The 16422-nt window shown below is 63.0% G+C and carries 17 protein-coding genes; 14 read left to right on the forward strand and 3 right to left on the reverse strand.

Features of this window, described 5'->3' with window-relative positions:
• Positions 1-13 precede the first annotated feature (13 nt).
• Both IFT75_RS05425 and IFT75_RS05430 read left to right on the forward strand, forming a co-directional pair.
• The gene (locus IFT75_RS05425; RefSeq protein ID WP_192053679.1) at positions 14-685 is read left to right on the forward strand and encodes a response regulator; all 672 of its coding nucleotides are present in this window, start codon (positions 14-16) and stop codon (positions 683-685) included.
• Entirely contained in the window at positions 678-2060 is a 1383-nt protein-coding gene (locus IFT75_RS05430) for a sensor histidine kinase (protein WP_185793978.1), read from the forward strand. The genes IFT75_RS05425 and IFT75_RS05430 overlap by 8 nt, the downstream gene beginning before the upstream one ends.
• Here the strand turns inward: IFT75_RS05430 and IFT75_RS05435 are convergent.
• Both IFT75_RS05435 and ygfZ read right to left on the reverse strand, forming a co-directional pair.
• Positions 2057-2869, reverse strand: a complete 813-nt coding sequence (locus IFT75_RS05435; RefSeq protein ID WP_122797203.1) for an HDOD domain-containing protein — start codon at positions 2867-2869, stop codon at positions 2057-2059. The genes IFT75_RS05430 and IFT75_RS05435 overlap by 4 nt on opposite strands.
• A gap of 53 nt (positions 2870-2922) precedes the next feature.
• Complete coding sequence (gene ygfZ / locus IFT75_RS05440) at positions 2923-3864, reverse strand: CAF17-like 4Fe-4S cluster assembly/insertion protein YgfZ (RefSeq protein ID WP_192053681.1); 942 nt, start codon at positions 3862-3864, stop codon at positions 2923-2925.
• A gap of 126 nt (positions 3865-3990) precedes the next feature.
• On the opposite strand from ygfZ, the gene IFT75_RS05445 reads away from it, so the two are divergent.
• Both IFT75_RS05445 and IFT75_RS05450 read left to right on the forward strand, forming a co-directional pair.
• Positions 3991-4245, forward strand: a complete 255-nt coding sequence (locus tag IFT75_RS05445) for an FAD assembly factor SdhE (protein WP_122479368.1) — start codon at positions 3991-3993, stop codon at positions 4243-4245.
• On the forward strand, positions 4229-4681 hold the full coding sequence (locus IFT75_RS05450) for a protein YgfX (RefSeq protein ID WP_192053683.1): 453 nt from the start codon (positions 4229-4231) through the stop codon (positions 4679-4681). The genes IFT75_RS05445 and IFT75_RS05450 overlap by 17 nt, the downstream gene beginning before the upstream one ends.
• Here IFT75_RS05450 and nadB read toward each other — a convergent pair.
• Positions 4650-6266 carry an L-aspartate oxidase gene (gene nadB / locus IFT75_RS05455; RefSeq protein WP_192053685.1) on the reverse strand — a complete coding sequence of 539 codons (1617 nt, stop codon included), beginning with the start codon at positions 6264-6266 and terminating at the stop codon, positions 4650-4652. The two genes, IFT75_RS05450 and nadB, sit on opposite strands and share 32 nt — an antisense overlap.
• Before the next feature lie 579 nt (positions 6267-6845).
• On the opposite strand from nadB, the gene rpoE reads away from it, so the two are divergent.
• The 10 genes from rpoE to recO all read left to right on the forward strand — a co-directional run bounded on the left by rpoE (position 6846) and on the right by recO (position 16405).
• Positions 6846-7427, forward strand: coding sequence for an RNA polymerase sigma factor RpoE (gene rpoE, locus IFT75_RS05460; protein ID WP_011535354.1), 582 nt, complete (start codon positions 6846-6848; stop codon positions 7425-7427).
• 30 nt (positions 7428-7457) lie between these two features.
• Positions 7458-8051 carry a sigma-E factor negative regulatory protein gene (locus tag IFT75_RS05465; protein ID WP_192053687.1) on the forward strand — a complete coding sequence of 198 codons (594 nt, stop codon included), beginning with the start codon at positions 7458-7460 and terminating at the stop codon, positions 8049-8051.
• An 8-nt stretch (positions 8052-8059) separates the two neighbouring features.
• Entirely contained in the window at positions 8060-9010 is a 951-nt protein-coding gene (locus IFT75_RS05470; RefSeq protein WP_192053688.1) for a MucB/RseB C-terminal domain-containing protein, read from the forward strand.
• Between the two features lie 321 nt (positions 9011-9331).
• A complete protein-coding gene (locus tag IFT75_RS05475) occupies positions 9332-10717 on the forward strand; it encodes a DegQ family serine endoprotease (protein ID WP_244652713.1) in 1386 nt (461 codons plus the stop codon).
• A gap of 204 nt (positions 10718-10921) precedes the next feature.
• Positions 10922-12718, forward strand: coding sequence for a translation elongation factor 4 (gene lepA, locus IFT75_RS05480; protein ID WP_122479362.1), 1797 nt, complete (start codon positions 10922-10924; stop codon positions 12716-12718).
• Between the two features lie 9 nt (positions 12719-12727).
• The gene (gene lepB / locus IFT75_RS05485) at positions 12728-13582 is read left to right on the forward strand and encodes a signal peptidase I (protein ID WP_192053692.1); all 855 of its coding nucleotides are present in this window, start codon (positions 12728-12730) and stop codon (positions 13580-13582) included.
• A gap of 52 nt (positions 13583-13634) precedes the next feature.
• Entirely contained in the window at positions 13635-14012 is a 378-nt protein-coding gene (locus IFT75_RS05490) for a DUF4845 domain-containing protein (protein WP_122479722.1), read from the forward strand.
• Positions 14009-14698, forward strand: a complete 690-nt coding sequence (rnc, locus tag IFT75_RS05495; RefSeq protein ID WP_122479360.1) for a ribonuclease III — start codon at positions 14009-14011, stop codon at positions 14696-14698. The genes IFT75_RS05490 and rnc overlap by 4 nt, the downstream gene beginning before the upstream one ends.
• Positions 14691-15593, forward strand: coding sequence for a GTPase Era (era, locus tag IFT75_RS05500; RefSeq protein ID WP_122797209.1), 903 nt, complete (start codon positions 14691-14693; stop codon positions 15591-15593). The genes rnc and era overlap by 8 nt, the downstream gene beginning before the upstream one ends.
• 125 nt (positions 15594-15718) lie before the next feature.
• The gene (recO, locus tag IFT75_RS05505; protein ID WP_185793973.1) at positions 15719-16405 is read left to right on the forward strand and encodes a DNA repair protein RecO; all 687 of its coding nucleotides are present in this window, start codon (positions 15719-15721) and stop codon (positions 16403-16405) included.
• The last annotated feature ends 17 nt before the right edge of the window (positions 16406-16422 follow it).

The following is a 16422-nucleotide window of genomic DNA, read 5'->3' on the forward strand; positions in this document are numbered from 1 at the left end:
GTGAGGAATACCGATGCGTGTCCTGCTTGTAGAAGATCACCTGCAGTTGGCCGAAAGTGTCGCCCAGGCGCTGAAGGCCACCGGCTTGACCGTCGATGTGCTGCACGACGGCGTCGCGGCAGACCTGGCCCTGGCCAGCGAGGAGTACGCCGCCGCGATACTCGACGTCGGCCTGCCCAGGCTCGATGGTTTTGAAGTGCTGGCGCGCCTGCGGGCGCGGGGCAAGAATTTGCCGGTGCTGATGCTCACGGCGCGCAGCGACGTCAAGGATCGCGTTCATGGCCTGAACCTGGGCGCCGACGACTACCTGGCCAAGCCGTTCGAGCTCACCGAGCTGGAAGCCCGGGTCAAGGCCCTGCTGCGGCGCACCGTGCTTGGTGGTGAGCGCCAGCAACGCTGTGGTCCGCTGACCTATGACCTGGATACGCGACGCTTCACCCTGGGCAAGGAACTGCTGACCCTGACCTCGCGCGAACAGGCGGTGCTCGAGGCGCTGATTGCCCGTCCGGGACGGGTGATGAGCAAGGAGCAGTTGGCGGCCCAGGTGTTCGGGCTGGACGAAGAGGCCAGTGCCGACGCCATCGAGATCTACGTGCACCGCCTGCGCAAGAAGCTCGACAAGCAACCGATCGCCATCGTCACCTTCCGCGGTCTGGGCTACCTGCTGGAAAGCCGCGATGCGTGAAGTCAGCAGCCTGCGTTGGCGGCTGCTGTGGAACCTCGCCATGCTGCTGGTCTTCCTGATGCTGGCCAGCGGTCTGAGTGCCTACTGGAATGGCCGCGAAGCGGCCGACACGGCTTATGACCGGACCCTGCTGGCCTCGGCGCGCACCATTGCCGCCGGGCTGTCCCAGCGCGACGGCACGCTCAGTGCCGACGTGCCCTACGTGGCCCTGGATACTTTCGCCTACGACAGCGCCGGGCGCATCTACTACCAGGTCAACGACATCGACCACAAGCTGATCTCCGGCTACGAAAACCTGCCGGCGCCGCCGCGCGGCACTCCGCGCACGGACGACTACCCGGCCCTGGCCACGTTCTACAGCGGCCGTTATCTGGGGCAGAACGTACGTGTGGTGAGCCTGCTCAAGGCGGTCAGCGAACCGAACATGATCGGCATGGCAGAAATTCGCGTGGCCGAGACCGAAGAAGCGCGCGTGTCGATGGCCCGTAGCCTGATGGCCGACACCCTGCTGCGCTTGGGCATGCTCGGCGGCGGCGCCTTGTTGTTGGTGTGGGTCACGGTCAGCGCCGCCCTGCGCCCACTGGAGCGTCTGCGCGACGAAGTCGAAGACCGTCAGCCCGACGATCTGCGGCCCCTGCCGCTGGTCGAGGTCCAGCGCGAACTGTGGCCGCTGGTGCAGGCCCTCAACCATTTCACCGAACGCCTGCGTGTCCAGTTCGAGCGGCAGGCGCAGTTCATTGCCGATGCTGCCCACGAGCTGCGCACGCCGCTGGCAGCGCTCAAGGCGAGGGTGGAGTTGGGCCTGCGCGCCGAACAGCCGGAAGTCTGGCGCACCACTCTGCAGCAGGCAGTGGAAGGCACCGACAAACTCACCCACCTGGCCAATCAGTTGCTGTCACTGGCCCGCGTCGAGAACGGCGCACGAGCCATTGCCGAAGGCGGCGCCCAGCGCCTGGACCTGAGCCAGCTGGCCCGCGAACTAGGCATGGCCATGGCCCCCCTGGCCCACGGCCGGGGTGTGGCGTTGGCGCTGGAGGCCGACGAGCCCATCTGGCTGCGCGGCGAGCCGACGTTGCTCAACGAACTGCTCAGCAACCTGGTGGACAACGCCTTGGCGCATACCCCGGCCGGCGGTAACGTCATTCTGCGCGTGCTGGCCCCTGGCGTCCTTGAGGTCGAGGACGACGGGCCAGGCATTCCGGCGGATGAACGCGATCGAGTCTTCGAGCGCTTCTACCGGCGCAATGCGCAGAGCAGCGGAACCGGGTTGGGGCTGGCCATCGTCGGTGAAATCTGCCGCGCGCACATGGCGCGCATCAGCCTGCACGATGGCGCCAGGGGCGGCTTGAAAGTGCGCGTCGACTTCGCGCTCTAGTTCAGCAGCGACTGTGCCTGCAGCAGATCGCTGGCCAGCAGCACCGGGCTTTGCTTGATTTCCAGGCGTTGATACGCCGGATGCTCGACCAGGGTCGGCAGGCCCGTATTGTGCGGCAGGCGCAACAGCGTGACGATCATCACCAGATCGCCATAATCGGTTTCCGTGTTGTGCCGGTTCAGGTCCAGGAACTGGCCTGGCACCTGCGCGAGCATGGCCGGAAAGTCCCACTTGTGCAGGATGTGGTCGCCTATCCGCGGATGGATATGCTCGATCACATGGGTGAGGCTCACCGGGTCGGCCAGCAGTTCGTTGTGCTCCTGGGCGTAGGTCAGGATCGGCAATACGCCGATCTGGTGCACCAGGCCGGCAAGAGCAGCGCGGTCGGGCTTGAGCGTGGTGAATCGCCGCGCCAGCTCGGTGCACATGCCGGCCACCTCCAGGCTGGTCCGCCAGGCCTCGCGCATGCGGCTCTGCACAGCGGGCGCGCGGGCGTGGAAGATCTGTTCGATGACCAGGCCGATGGCCAGATTGCTGCTGTAGTTGACGCCCAGCCGATTGATCGCCGTGCGCACGTCGGTGACCTCGAAGCTGGCGCGCAGCAGCGGGCTGTTGACCACCTTGAGCAGGCGCGCCGACAGCGCCGCGTCCTGAGCGATGACCTGGCTCAGGCGATTGACGCTGACGTTGTCGTCCTCGGCCGCTTCACGAATTTTCAGGGCCACTTCCGGCATGGTCGGCAACACCAGCTCGTCACGGTCGATGGCGGCCAGCAAATCCCTTTGTACTGTATCGGCCAGCTGATTCATTCGACGCCTCGGCATAGCGGGAGAGGGGTGCGCAGGCCCTGCTACGGGCCGTGTCAGCGCTGTATTTCACGGTCTCGATCAAGTGTATAGGGCAAGGTCAGAAGTGCCAGCGCAGGGCCTTCGAGACTGCCCAGATGAATGCGGCCATCCTCGACGGCGTTGTCCTGCAGTACGGCCAGGGCCTCGTAGCCCTCGGCCGTCGGTGCGGCCAGGGCAATCTCGCCGATGGCACTGCCATGCACCGGCGAGAACAGCGCAGCACCCGGTTCCGGCCGTGTCGGGCCGGCCAGTTGCACGTGGTAGAGACGTCGCTTGAGTTTGCCCAGGTACTGCATGCGCGCCACGATTTCCTGGCCGGTGTAGCAACCCTTCTTGAAGCTCACGCCGCCCACGGCCTGCAGGTTCAGCATCTGTGGGATGAACAGCTCGCGAGTCGGCTCCAGCACTTGGCCGATACCGGCGCGGATCTGCCCCAGCAGCCAATCGTCGAGCGAGCCCTGGGCCAATTGTTCGGCCAGCCGCGTGGCGAGGTCCTCGGCCTGCTCGGCAGGCGCCCACAGTTCGGCCCGAGCCGGCGAGACGCGCACCGCGATCAGCGCGCCGTGACGCACCACGGCATCGGTTTCCAGGGGCAGGTCGAGGCCCAGCGCATTCAGCGCGCCATCGCCGTGCTGCACGCCGAAGCGCACCCAGGCGTCGCTCTCGTCGGTGAGCTTGGACTTGGAGAACACCGCGTACTTCTTCAGGTCCGCCAATTGTGCTTCGAGCAGGCCGCGAGCCATGGCCAGAACACAGCCATCGCCCTGCAAGAGGATGCGAAAGCTGGACTGCATGCGGCCTTTCTGCGTGCAGCGCGCGCCGAGGCCGGCCGTGTGCTCGTCCAGGTAGTTGAGGTTGCAGGTGAGCTGGCCCTGCAGGAACTTGCCGGCGTCCGAGCCGCGAACGGCGAGGACGCCCTCGTGGGTCAGGTTGCAGAACATAGCGCTATCGGACATGGGTCATCGCTGAGTTGAAAAGACTGGACGTCATCATAGAGCCCCGCGCCGGGGGAATGCTATCCCCTCCGCCCTGACACCCCACCGGCGCCTCTGTATACTGCGCGCCTATTCAAGGAGCCCCCCATGGTCGAAAACGTTGAACTCAACCGGCTGTACTGGCACAGCCGTCGCGGCATGCTGGAGCTGGACGTGTTGCTGGTGCCTTTCGTCAAGGAAGTCTATCCCCACTTGAATCAGGTGGATCGCGATGTCTACGTACGCCTGCTCGAATGTGAAGATCAGGACATGTTCGGCTGGTTCATGGAGCGTAACGAGTCCGATGACCCCGAGTTGCAGCGCATGGTTCGGATGATCCTGGATCGTGTCCAGCCCAAGTAACCGCTTCGAGTGCCACTGGCAGCCCTCGCGGAGGCTGCTGGCCTTCTACGTGCTGGCGCAGGCCTCGGCGTGGCTGGCAAACCTGCTGATGGATGCGCCCGTACTCGTGCACCTGGCCGCGGCGGCGCTATGCATCGCGCACGCACTGTACGTATTGCCGCGGCAAGTGTTGCTCGGCAGCCCCCACGCCGTGACCGGCCTGCGCCGTGATCGGAGCGGCTGGTCCGTGTGGACCGAGGCTGGTAGCTGGCAAACGGTGCAGCTGCGCCCCGACAGCATGGCGCTGCCCCATGTGGTCGTGCTGCGCTTCCGCCTGGCCGGTCAGCGACGGGTGCGCAGCGCCTGTGTCATGCCTGACTGCCTGGATGCAGACACCCATCGACGCCTGCGCCTGCGGCTCAAGTTCAGTCGGCAAAGGTGGGCGGTTCCAGAATAGTGTCGTGCGCCTCGGACAGCAGGTCTGGATAGTCGAGCGTGTAGTGCAGGCCTCGGCTTTCCTTGCGCTGCATGGCCGACGCGATCATCAGCTCGGCCACTTGCGCCAGGTTGCGCAGTTCGATCAGGTCGCGGCTGACTTTATAGTTGCTGTAGAACTCGTCGATCTCGTCGAGCAGCAGGCGCACTCGGTGCTGCGCGCGCTGCAGACGTTTGGTGGTGCGCACGATGCCCACGTAGTCCCACATGAAGCGCCGCAATTCGTCCCAGTTGTGGGCGATGATCACGTCTTCGTCCGAATCGGTCACTTGGCTGGCGTCCCACTGCGGCAACGGTCCGGGCGGTGCGACTTCGGCCAGGCAGGAAACGATGTGCTCGGCGGCGGAGCGGGCGTAGACGATGCATTCGAGCAGGGAATTGCTGGCCATGCGGTTGGCGCCGTGCAGGCCGGTGCAACTGGTTTCGCCAATGGCATACAAATGGGGGACGTCGGTGCGGCCGTGCCGGTCCACCTGCACGCCGCCACAGGTGTAGTGAGCGGCTGGCACCACGGGAATGGGCTGGCGGGTGATGTCGATGCCGAACGTCAGGCAGCGTTGGTACACCGTCGGGAAATGGCTGCGGATGAAGTCTGCCGGTTTGTGGCTGATGTCCAGGTACACGCACTCGGCGCCCAGGCGCTTCATTTCGTGGTCGATGGCGCGCGCCACGATATCGCGCGGGGCAAGCTCGGCACGCGAGTCGAAGCGAGGCATGAAACGCTCGCCGTTGGCCAGCTTGAGCAGGGCGCCCTCGCCACGCAGCGCTTCGGTGATGAGAAAACTCTTGGCCTGGGGGTGATACAGGCAGGTCGGGTGGAACTGGTTGAATTCCAGATTGGCGACCCGGCAGCCCGCGCGCCACGCCATGGCAATGCCATCGCCGCAGGCACCGTCGGGGTTGCTGGTGTACAGGTAGACCTTGGCGGCGCCACCGGTTGCCAGCACGGTGAAGCGCGCCGCGTGAGTGTTCACCGCGCCGCTGCGATGATCCAGCACGTAGGCGCCGAGACAGCGGTCCTCAGCGCGGCCCAGGCGCCGTTCGGTAATCAGGTCGATGGCCGCGCACTGCTCCATGAGTTCGATGTTGGGCCGCAGGCGCGCCGCTGCCAACAGCGTGTCGAACATCGCCGCGCCGGTGGCATCCGCCGCATGAATGATCCGGCGCTGGCTGTGGCCGCCTTCACGGGTCAGGTGAAAGGGGAAGCCGGTGTGCTCGGGATCCGATTCGTGTTCACGGGTAAACGGCACGCCCAACTCGACCAGCCACTCAATCGCCGCCCGGCTGTGCTCTACGGTGAAGCGCACGGCCTCTTCATCGCACAGGCCGGCGCCCGCTTCGAGCGTGTCCTGAACGTGAGCCTCGACGGTATCGGTATCGGCCAGTACGGCCGCCACGCCGCCCTGTGCCCAGGGCGTCGAGCCATCGCCCAGCCCACCTTTGCTGATGACCGCGATGCGCAGCGTGTCGGGCAACGCCAGCGCGAGGCTCAAGCCTGCGGCTCCGCTACCGATCACCAGAACATCGTGTTGCAGTTGCTTGCCCATTCGAAGGTCATCCGCAGGTCGAAAGTAAGGTTGCGTGAAGCGCCATCCAGCGTGCCGTTCGCGCCTGTTGTGCACGTCCCGCTGGTATATCCAAGGGGGTAGCGGCACAATAGCGGCACCTTCGACGCACGGAGTCCAGGGTTTTCCGCTGGCGTGGCGCGGCATTTATAGCAGCCGCATCGACGCTTGCGCTACGCGAACAGGCGCTCGACCTGGGCTGCGCGAGCTGAATCACTTCAGTTATAGGAACGGTTGTAGGACCGAGTAAGCCGTGCGTATAGGCCTAAACCTTCGTTTTTGTGGGAACTTTCCAAGAAAGCCTGCAATCAATAGAAGGTTGCCTATAGGAAGGAAACAGCGTCGAACAGTGGTTGCATTGGCAATGCCAGGTTGCAGCGCTCGACGGAAAGATTATCGGCGCAGCCCGGCACGTTCGAGCTGCGCTTTCCGTGCAGGCTTGATCCAGGCCTGCGGGAAACTTGCCTGGAGGGGAGAACTTTTGCGAATAGCCCGAGTCTATGGTTGCAAGCCTGAACGATGGCCTGAGCAGCGCTCCTTCCGGACCCATGAGGAGTGTTCATGCTAACCCAGGAAGAGGATCAGCAGCTGGTCGAGCGTGTACAACGCGGTGATCGGCGAGCGTTTGATCTGTTGGTGCTGAAATACCAGCACAAGATTCTCGGGTTGATCGTGCGGTTCGTGCACGACACCCATGAAGCCCAGGACGTGGCGCAGGAAGCTTTCATCAAGGCTTACCGCGCGTTGGGCAATTTTCGCGGAGACAGCGCGTTCTACACGTGGCTGTACCGTATCGCCATCAACACGGCGAAAAACTATCTGGTGTCCCGCGGACGCAGGCCACCGGACAGTGACGTAAGTTCCGAGGACGCGGAGTTCTATGACGGCGATCATGGCCTCAAGGACCTCGAGTCACCGGAACGTTCACTGCTGCGCGATGAGATCGAGGGCACCGTCCATCGAACCATCCAGCAGCTGCCTGAAGACCTGCGCACGGCATTGACCCTGCGCGAGTTCGACGGTTTGAGTTACGAAGACATTGCCAGTGTCATGCAGTGTCCGGTGGGGACCGTGCGGTCGCGGATTTTCCGTGCCCGGGAAGCCATCGACAAAGCCCTGCAGCCGTTGTTGCAGGAATCCTGAGACAGCGGCGATAGCCAAGAGAGGAACGCCATGAGTCGTGAAGCCCTGCAGGAATCGCTGTCCGCAGTGATGGATAACGAAGCGGACGAATTGGAACTGCGTCGGGTACTGACCGCGCTGGACGATGCCGGAACCCGTGCCACATGGGCACGTTTTCAGGTCGCTCGTGCTGTCATGCACAAGGACCTTCTGGATCCGCGCCTGGACCTGTCGGCTGCAGTGTCGGCAGCCATTGCCGAAGACGTTGCGCCGGCACCGGCTACTCGCGGCCCATGGCGCAGCCTCGGTCGTCTGGCCGTGGCTGCTTCGGTGACCGTCGCCGTGCTGGCAGGCGTGCGCATGTACAACCAGGACGACATTACCGGCGCCGAGCTGGCGCAACAGCAGCCTGCGCAGCAAGCGCCGTCGACGCCGATGGTGCAAGGTCCGGCCGTTCTGGCGGGCTACACGCCCGACAGCTCCGACGCACCAGGGCCGATGGCCAACGGTGTGCTTAAAGGTGAGGAAGGTTTGAACGACCAGCGCCTGCCGGGTTATCTGCGTCAACATTCGCAGGAAGCTGCCGCCAAAGGTTCGGAAAGCGCTCTGCCTTATGCCCGTTCCGCGAGCATGGAAAACCGTTAATCCCGATCATGCGTGCGGCTCTGCTCCTGCCATTTCTCCTTGGCCTGGCCGCACCGGCCGCTGCTGCACCCGATGCAGCTCAGTGGCTCGAAAGCATGACGCGCGCCGAGCGCACGCAGAGTTTCGAAGGCACATTCGTCTACGAACGTGACGGTGATTTCTCCACTTATCAGGTTTGGCACCGTGCTGGCGACGGCGGGGTGCGTGAGCGTGTGCTTAAGCTGGATGGTATCGCGTCCGAGCGTGTCCAGGCCGGTGGCCGTACGGCCTGCGCAACGGGCAACCCAGTGCTCGGCGTGGTGCAAGGTCCTGTTGGCTCCGATGGCGTTGTCGATCCGCTCAAGTTGATGTCGTGGTACGACCTGCGCGTTGCCGGAGCTTCCAGAGTGGCCGGCCGCGAGGCGGTGGTGGTGACCCTGGTTCCCAGGGATCGCGACCGCTATGCCTTCGAGATGCATCTGGACGCACGTACCGGCCTGTTGCTCAAGTCTTTGTTGATCGACGCGCAAGGGCGACTGCTCGAACGCTTGCAGTACACGCGTCTGGCAGTGGGAACCCCTGCGTCTGCTGACTTGAAGGCGACACCAAATTGTAAGCCTGTATTGCACGCGCTCGCTGCCACTGCACCGCGCGATGTCTCCGCGTGGCGCTCCAAATGGATCCCGGCTGGCTTCGAACTGGCCCAGACAGGCCTGCGCAAATCTTCGGCCAGCAATGCCAGTGTGACCAGTCTGCTGTATGCCGATGGGCTTGCGCATTTTTCTGTATTTGTTGAACCGCTCAATGGTGCATCTGCGCGCGATACCCGCGTCCAGCTTGGCCCGACGGCGGCAGTGTCGCGACGGTTGAAGACCTCGGAGGGTGAAATGATGATCACGGTAGTGGGTGAAATCCCGCTGGGCACCGCTGAGCGAATAGCCCTGTCGATGCAACGCCAGGATGTTCAGGCTCGGCGTTGAACTGTGCGCGCCCCAAGGCACCGTCCATGCTTCGCGACAGGCCTTCATGCTGGTTTAATCATCGCGACGTAACGTGAAAGCTGTTTCATGCAGGTTGCAAACCGCCGGTTTTTTTCTTATAGGTCTGTGCTTCGGGGGCGAACCGTTATGCAGTTGCTGGTTCGCTGCCGTGCGCCGCGCTGGAACACGGGATTGCCAGAGGGCCGAATCCCGGTCTTGCCGACCGCACAACCCTATTGCTCAACCATGCTCGTTACGAACGGGAGCCGTATGTCGATAACACGTTTCAACCCCTTTCTTTCACTGTTCGCGGCAGTGCTGATGCTGGGCAACGTTGCCAGCGTGCAGGCTGAAGCGTTGCCTGATTTCACCACGCTGGTCGAACAGGCTTCGCCTGCCGTGGTGAACATCAGTACCACGCAGAAGCTGCCGGATCGCGGTGTGGCTGCCAGCCAGATGCCAGATCTGGAAGGCCTGCCGCCGATGTTTCGCGAGTTCTTCGAGCGCAACATGCCGCGCGGTGGGCCGCGTTCCCCGCAGCGCGGCGATCGTCAGCGCGAAGCGCAGTCGTTGGGTTCGGGTTTCATCGTGTCGGCTGACGGCTATGTACTCACCAACAACCACGTGATCGCCGACGCCGACGAAATCATCGTGCGCCTGTCCGATCGCAGTGAGCTGAAGGCCAAGCTGGTCGGCACCGATCCGCGCACCGACGTGGCGCTGTTGAAAATCGACGGCAAGAACCTGCCTACGGTCAAGCTGGGCGATTCGGCCAAGTTGAAAGTAGGCGAGTGGGTATTGGCCATCGGCTCGCCGTTCGGCTTCGACCATTCGGTCACCAAGGGCATCGTCAGCGCCAAGGGCCGTACACTGCCCAATGACGCCTACGTGCCGTTCATCCAGACCGACGTGGCGATCAACCCGGGCAACTCGGGTGGCCCGCTGTTCAACATGAACGGTGAAGTGGTGGGTATCAATTCGCAGATCTTCACCCGTTCCGGCGGCTTCATGGGCTTGTCCTTCGCCATTCCGATCGACGTTGCTCTGGACGTTTCGGACCAGCTCAAGAAGGACGGCAAGGTCAGCCGCGGCTGGCTGGGCGTGGTCATTCAAGAGGTCAACAAGGACCTGGCCGAGTCGTTCGGCCTGGACAAGCCGGCCGGTGCACTGGTTGCCCAGGTGCTCGAAGAAGGCCCGGCAGCCAAGGGCGGCCTGCAGGTGGGTGATGTGATCCTGAGCATGAATGGCCAGCCGATCGATATGTCGGCCGACCTGCCGCATCTGGTCGGAGGGCTCAAGGCCGGTGCCAAGGCCAGCCTGGAAGTGATCCGGGAAGGCAAGCGCCGCACGATCGACGTGACCGTTGGTGCGATGCCGGATGACGATCAGGATCTGGACACAGGCGCCAAGGCCCAGACCGAGCGCAGCAGCAATCGTTTGGGTGTGTCGGTGGCAGAGCTGACCACCGAGCAGAAAAGGGCACTCGAGCTCAAGGGCGGCGTGGTCATCAAGGAGGTGCAGGACGGTCCCGCGGCGCTGATCGGCCTGCAGCCCGGCGACGTCATCACGCACCTGAACAACCAGGCCATCGAGTCGTCGAAGCAGTTCGCCGATATCGCCAAGGGCCTGCCGAAGAATCGTTCGGTGTCCATGCGCGTGCTGCGTCAGGGCAGGGCGAGCTTTATCACCTTCAAGCTGGCTGAGTAAGCAGGTTGGCTGTATGAACGAAAGGCGGCCTTCGGGTCGCCTTTTTTGTGAGCGGTGGTGTGGCCTTCGCGAGCCCTGTGCCCGCGAAGACGTCCGTACAACCACCCCTCGACCCACCGCTCCCACACCCGAACGTTATTCAGGTACAATTCCCGGCTATTTTTCGTTGGGCGTTCGGCCCGCAGCCTTTTTGAGTGTTGACCCGTGAGTGATTTGAGTCATATCCGTAATTTCTCCATCATCGCCCACATCGATCACGGCAAGTCGACCCTCGCCGATCGGTTCATCCAGATGTGCGGCGGCCTGGCCGACCGCGAAATGGAGGCCCAGGTCCTGGACTCCATGGACCTGGAGCGTGAGCGCGGGATCACCATCAAGGCGCACAGCGTCACCCTGCACTACAAGGCGCAAGACGGCAAAACCTACCAGCTGAATTTCATCGATACCCCAGGGCACGTCGACTTCACCTACGAGGTCAGCCGCTCGCTGGCGGCCTGCGAAGGCGCGCTGCTGGTGGTGGATGCGGGGCAGGGCGTCGAAGCCCAGTCCGTGGCCAACTGTTACACGGCCATCGAGCAAGGCCTGGAAGTGATGCCGGTGCTGAACAAGATGGACCTGCCCCAGGCCGACCCGGACAAGGTCAAGGACGAGATCGAGAAGATCATCGGCATCGACGCCACCGACGCCGTGGCCTGCAGCGCCAAGAGCGGCATGGGCGTGATCGACGTGCTCGAGCGCCTGGTGCAGACCATTCCAGCCCCTACCGGCGATATCGAAGCACCGTTGCAGGCGTTGATCATCGACTCCTGGTTCGACAACTACCTGGGCGTTGTCTCGCTGGTGCGCGTGCGCCATGGCCGGGTGAAGAAGGGCGACAAGATTCTGGTCAAGTCCACCGGCAAGGTGCACCTGGTCGACAGCGTCGGCGTCTTCACGCCCAAGCACACCGCCACGGCCGACCTCAAGGCGGGCGAGGTGGGCTTCATCATCGGCAGCATCAAGGACATTCACGGCGCGCCGGTCGGCGACACCCTGACCTTGAGCAGCACGCCCGATGTTGCCGTGCTGCCCGGCTTCAAGCGCATTCAGCCGCAGGTCTACGCCGGGCTGTTCCCGGTCAGCTCGGAAGACTTCGAAGATTTCCGCGACGCGTTGCAGAAACTGACCCTCAACGATTCCTCGCTGCAGTACCTGCCGGAGAGCTCCGATGCCCTGGGCTTCGGTTTCCGCTGCGGGTTCCTGGGCATGCTGCACATGGAAATCATCCAGGAGCGCCTGGAGCGCGAGTACGACCTGGACCTGATCACCACCGCGCCGAGCGTGATCTTCGAAGTGGTCATGAAGACCGGTGAAACCATTTATGTGGACAACCCGTCGAAGCTTCCGGACGCCTCGTCCGTCGAGGACTTCCGCGAGCCGATCGTGTCGGCGACGATTCTTGTGCCTCAAGAGCACCTGGGCAACGTCATTACCCTGTGCATCGAGAAGCGCGGCGTGCAGCGCGACATGCAATTCCTCGGCAGCCAGGTTCAGGTTCGCTACGACCTGCCGATGAATGAAGTGGTGCTGGACTTCTTCGACCGCCTGAAATCCACCAGCCGTGGCTATGCCTCGCTGGACTACCATTTCGAGCGTTACCAGTCGGCCAACCTGGTCAAGCTGGATGTGTTGATCAACGGCGACAAGGTCGATGCCCTGGCGCTGATCGTGCACCGCGACAATGCGGCCTACAAGGGCCGTGCGTTGACCGAGAAAATGAAGGAGCTGATCCCTCGGCAGATGTTCGATGTGGCAATCCAGGCCGCCATTGGCGGACAGGTCATTGCCCGGACCACTGTCAAGGCGCTCAGAAAGAACGTACTGGCCAAGTGTTACGGTGGCGACGTGAGCCGTAAGCGCAAGCTGTTGGAGAAACAGAAGGCCGGTAAGAAACGCATGAAGCAGGTCGGCAACGTGGAAATTCCACAGGAAGCCTTCCTTGCTGTGCTCAGGTTGGAATAGTCGAGTCCTATGTCACTAAATTTCCCGCTGTTGCTGGTCATCGCCGTAGCCGTTTGTGGTCTGCTGGCCTTGCTTGATCTGGTCGTCCTGGCGCCACGACGACGGGCTGCGATCGCCACCTACGAGGGCAGCGTCAGCCAGCCCGAGCCGGCGGTGGTCGAGCGCCTGGACAAGGAACCGCTGCTGGTCGAGTACGGCAAGTCGTTCTTCCCGGTGCTGTTCATCGTGCTGGTGCTGCGCTCGTTTCTGGTCGAGCCATTCCAGATTCCTTCGGGCTCGATGATCCCGACCCTGGAAGTGGGTGATTTCATCCTCGTGAACAAGTTCTCCTACGGCATTCGCCTGCCGGTGGTGGACAAGAAGATCATCGAGGTCAACGATCCCAAGCGCGGCGACGTCATGGTGTTCCGCTACCCCAGCGACCCCAACGTCAACTACATCAAGCGCGTGATCGGCTTGCCGGGCGACCAGATTCGCTACACCTCGGACAAGCAGCTGTACGTCAACGGCGAATTGATCGCGCGGCAACTGGTTGGCAGCGAGCCGGGCAGCCTGGGCAGCGCCGAGTTGTACAAGGAAAAGCTGGGCGAAGTCGAGCACGTCATCCGCCAGGAAATGTCGCGCTATCGCGCGCCGCCCGACAGCCAGTGGACGGTGCCTTCCGGGCACTACTTCATGATGGGCGACAACCGCGACAACTCGAACGACAGCCGCTACTGGGACGATCCGTCGATTCCCAAGGAACTGCTGGGCATGGTCCCCGACCAGAATATCGTCGGCAAGGCCTTTGCCATCTGGATGAGCTGGCCCGAGCCCAAGCTCAGCCACTTGCCCAACTTCTCGCGAGTCGGGCTGATCAAGTAGCGCCGCCGGCGCCGTCCACGGACGGCGCCGAATGTTTTCAGAGGTGTCCAGCATGAACGCAGTGAAGTCCCAGCAAGGCATGTCCATCGTTGGCTGGTTGCTCACCCTGGCGGTGATCGCGTTCGTGGCCAGTACGGCTTTCAAGCTGGTGCCGCACTACATGGACTACCGGACGCTGACCCAGGCCATCGAGTCGGCGGGTGCCGACAAGTCCACCCGGGTCGATACGGTGGGTGAATTCTATGGCCACGTCAGCCGGGCCATGCAGGTCAACAATATTCAGGATCTGGATTTGAACAAGGTTTTAAGCATCACCGAGGCGGGTAACACGTTCAAGGCCCACCTCAAGTACGAAAAGCGTGAGCCACTGATCCAGAATCTGGATGTGGTGGTCAAGTTCGATCGTGAGTTCAGCGTGGTCAAGCCGTGACTGCTTCCCTGGGCCGCCTCGAACGCCAGCTGGGCTACACTTTCAAGGACCAGGACCTGATGGTGCTGGCACTGACCCATCGCAGCTTCGCCGGGCGCAACAACGAGCGCCTCGAGTTTCTCGGCGATGCTATCCTCAATTTCGTCGCTGGCGAAGCGCTTTTCGAGCGTTTTCCGCAAGCCCGCGAAGGCCAGCTTTCACGCCTGCGGGCGCGTCTGGTCAAGGGTGAAACCCTGGCCATACTGGCCCGCGGCTTCGATCTGGGCGATTACCTGCGCCTGGGCTCGGGCGAATTGAAGAGTGGTGGCTTTCGCCGCGAATCGATCCTGGCCGATGCCCTCGAAGCACTGATCGGGGCCATCTACCTGGACACCGGTATGGATGCAGCGCGTGATCGCGTGCTGGCCTGGCTGGAAGGGCAGTTCGAAGGACTGACGCTGGTCGACACCAACAAAGATCCCAAGACCCGCCTGCAGGAGTTCCTGCAGTCGCGCGGTGCTGAACTGCCGCGCTATGAAGTGGTGGATATCCAGGGCGACCCGCACTGCCGACAGTTCTTCGTCGAGTGTGAAGTCGTCCTTCTGAATGAGAAAAGCCGGGGCCAGGGCGTCAGCCGTCGCATCGCCGAACAGGTGGCCGCCGCGTCTGCCCTGATCGCCCTGGGCGTGGAGAATGGCAATGACTGATGCACCCGTTACCCGTTGTGGCTATGTAGCCATCGTCGGCCGTCCGAATGTCGGCAAGTCGACGTTGCTCAACCACATTCTGGGGCAGAAGCTGGCGATCACGTCGCGCAAGCCGCAGACCACCCGCCACAACATGCTGGGCATCAAGACCGAGGGCGAGATCCAGGCCGTCTATGTCGACACCCCGGGCATGCACAAGGGCAATGAAAAGGCCCTGAACCGCTACATGAACAAGACCGCCTCGGCAGCGTTGAAAGACGTCGACGTGGTGATCTTCGTGGTCGACCGCACCAAGTGGACGGACGAAGACCAACTGGTTCTGGAGCGGGTGCAGTACGTGCAGGGGCCGGTGATCCTGGCGATCAACAAGACCGACCGCATCGAGGACAAGGCTGAGCTGATGCCGCACCTGGCCTGGCTGCAGGAGCAGCTGCCGAACGCCGAGATCGTGCCGATTTCCGCGCAGCACGGGCATAACCTCGAAGCGCTGGAAAAAGTGATTGCCGGGCATCTGCCGGAGAACGAGCATTTCTTCCCGGAAGACCAGATCACCGACCGCAGCAGCCGGTTTCTCGCTGCCGAACTGGTGCGCGAGAAGATCATGCGCCAGCTGGGCGCCGAGCTGCCGTACCAGATCACCGTCGAGATCGAGGAATTCAAGCAGCAGGGCAAGACGCTGCACATCCATGCCTTGATCCTCGTCGAGCGTGATGGTCAGAAGAAAATCATCATTGGTGACAAGGGCGAGCGTATCAAGCGCATCGGCATGGAAGCGCGCAAGGACATGGAGGTGCTGTTCGACTCCAAGGTCATGCTCAATCTATGGGTGAAGGTGAAGGGCGGCTGGTCCGACGACGAGCGAGCGCTGCGTTCGCTGGGTTACAACGACCAGTAATTTCACATCGCGGACGACACCCTGTAGCAGCGGCGCAAGTCGCGTCACAGGGTGCAGCAGATCTTCTGTTCGTTCGCGTGGGTTCGTGACGCGGCTTGCGCCGCTGCTACAGGTTTGCGTAAGTCATGTCCAATGCCCCGACGCCACAACCTGCCTACGTCCTGCACTCGCGCGCCTATCGCGAAACCAGTGCCCTCGTCGATTTCCTCACCCCCCAGGGCCGCCTGCGCGCCGTGCTGCGCAATGCGCGCGGCAAGGCGGGCACCCTGGCGCGTCCGTTCGTACCGCTCGAGGTCGAGTTTCGCGGCAAGGGCGAACTCAAGAACGTTTCGCGTATGGAGTCCGCCGGGGTGGCGGTGTGGATGCTCGGCGACGCGCTGTTCAGCGGCCTGTACCTCAACGAGCTGATCATCCGCCTGTTGCCCAGTGAAGACCCCCACCCCCAGCTGTTCGAGCATTATGCCGCCACCCTTCAGGCACTTGGCGCAGGGCGGGCGCTGGAGCCTTTGCTGCGCTCCTTCGAGTGGCGCCTGTTGGATCAGCTCGGTTATGGCTTTGCCTTGGACGTTGACGTCAATGGTGAGCCTGTGGCGGTCGACGGCTTGTACCGCTTGCTGGTGGATGCTGGCCTGGAACGGGTCGAGCTGTTGCAGCCAGGGTTGTTCCAGGGCGCCGAGTTGCTGGCCATGGCCCAGGCCAGCTGGGAAACGCCAGGTGCACTGGCCGCGGCCAAGCGCCTCATGCGCCAGGCCCTGGCGGTGCACCTGGGCGGTCGGCCGCTGGTCAGTCGCGAGCTGTTTCGCAAGCCCTGACCAACACGTATGCTGTG

The sequence above is a fragment of the Pseudomonas sp. CFBP 8758 genome, assembly GCF_014841725.1.
Lineage (GTDB): Bacteria > Pseudomonadota > Gammaproteobacteria > Pseudomonadales > Pseudomonadaceae > Aquipseudomonas > Aquipseudomonas baltica.

Excerpts from the sequence above, each read along its gene's own strand:
- ygfZ (WP_192053681.1), bottom strand. The coding sequence starts at position 3,864 with ATGTCCGATAGCGCTATGTTCTGCAACCTGACCCACGAGGGCGTCCTC.
- IFT75_RS05490 (WP_122479722.1), top strand. The coding sequence starts at position 13,635 with ATGAACGCAGTGAAGTCCCAGCAAGGCATGTCCATCGTTGGCTGGTTG.
- nadB (WP_192053685.1), bottom strand. The coding sequence starts at position 6,266 with ATGGGCAAGCAACTGCAACACGATGTTCTGGTGATCGGTAGCGGAGCC.
- IFT75_RS05470 (WP_192053688.1), top strand. The coding sequence starts at position 8,060 with ATGCGTGCGGCTCTGCTCCTGCCATTTCTCCTTGGCCTGGCCGCACCG.
- rpoE (WP_011535354.1), top strand. The coding sequence starts at position 6,846 with ATGCTAACCCAGGAAGAGGATCAGCAGCTGGTCGAGCGTGTACAACGC.
- lepB (WP_192053692.1), top strand. The coding sequence starts at position 12,728 with ATGTCACTAAATTTCCCGCTGTTGCTGGTCATCGCCGTAGCCGTTTGT.
- recO (WP_185793973.1), top strand. The coding sequence starts at position 15,719 with ATGTCCAATGCCCCGACGCCACAACCTGCCTACGTCCTGCACTCGCGC.
- IFT75_RS05475 (WP_244652713.1), top strand. The coding sequence starts at position 9,332 with ATGCTGGGCAACGTTGCCAGCGTGCAGGCTGAAGCGTTGCCTGATTTC.
- IFT75_RS05425 (WP_192053679.1), top strand. The coding sequence starts at position 14 with ATGCGTGTCCTGCTTGTAGAAGATCACCTGCAGTTGGCCGAAAGTGTC.
- IFT75_RS05435 (WP_122797203.1), bottom strand. The coding sequence starts at position 2,869 with ATGAATCAGCTGGCCGATACAGTACAAAGGGATTTGCTGGCCGCCATC.
- IFT75_RS05465 (WP_192053687.1), top strand. The coding sequence starts at position 7,458 with ATGAGTCGTGAAGCCCTGCAGGAATCGCTGTCCGCAGTGATGGATAAC.
- era (WP_122797209.1), top strand. The coding sequence starts at position 14,691 with ATGACTGATGCACCCGTTACCCGTTGTGGCTATGTAGCCATCGTCGGC.
- IFT75_RS05445 (WP_122479368.1), top strand. The coding sequence starts at position 3,991 with ATGGTCGAAAACGTTGAACTCAACCGGCTGTACTGGCACAGCCGTCGC.
- IFT75_RS05430 (WP_185793978.1), top strand. The coding sequence starts at position 678 with ATGCGTGAAGTCAGCAGCCTGCGTTGGCGGCTGCTGTGGAACCTCGCC.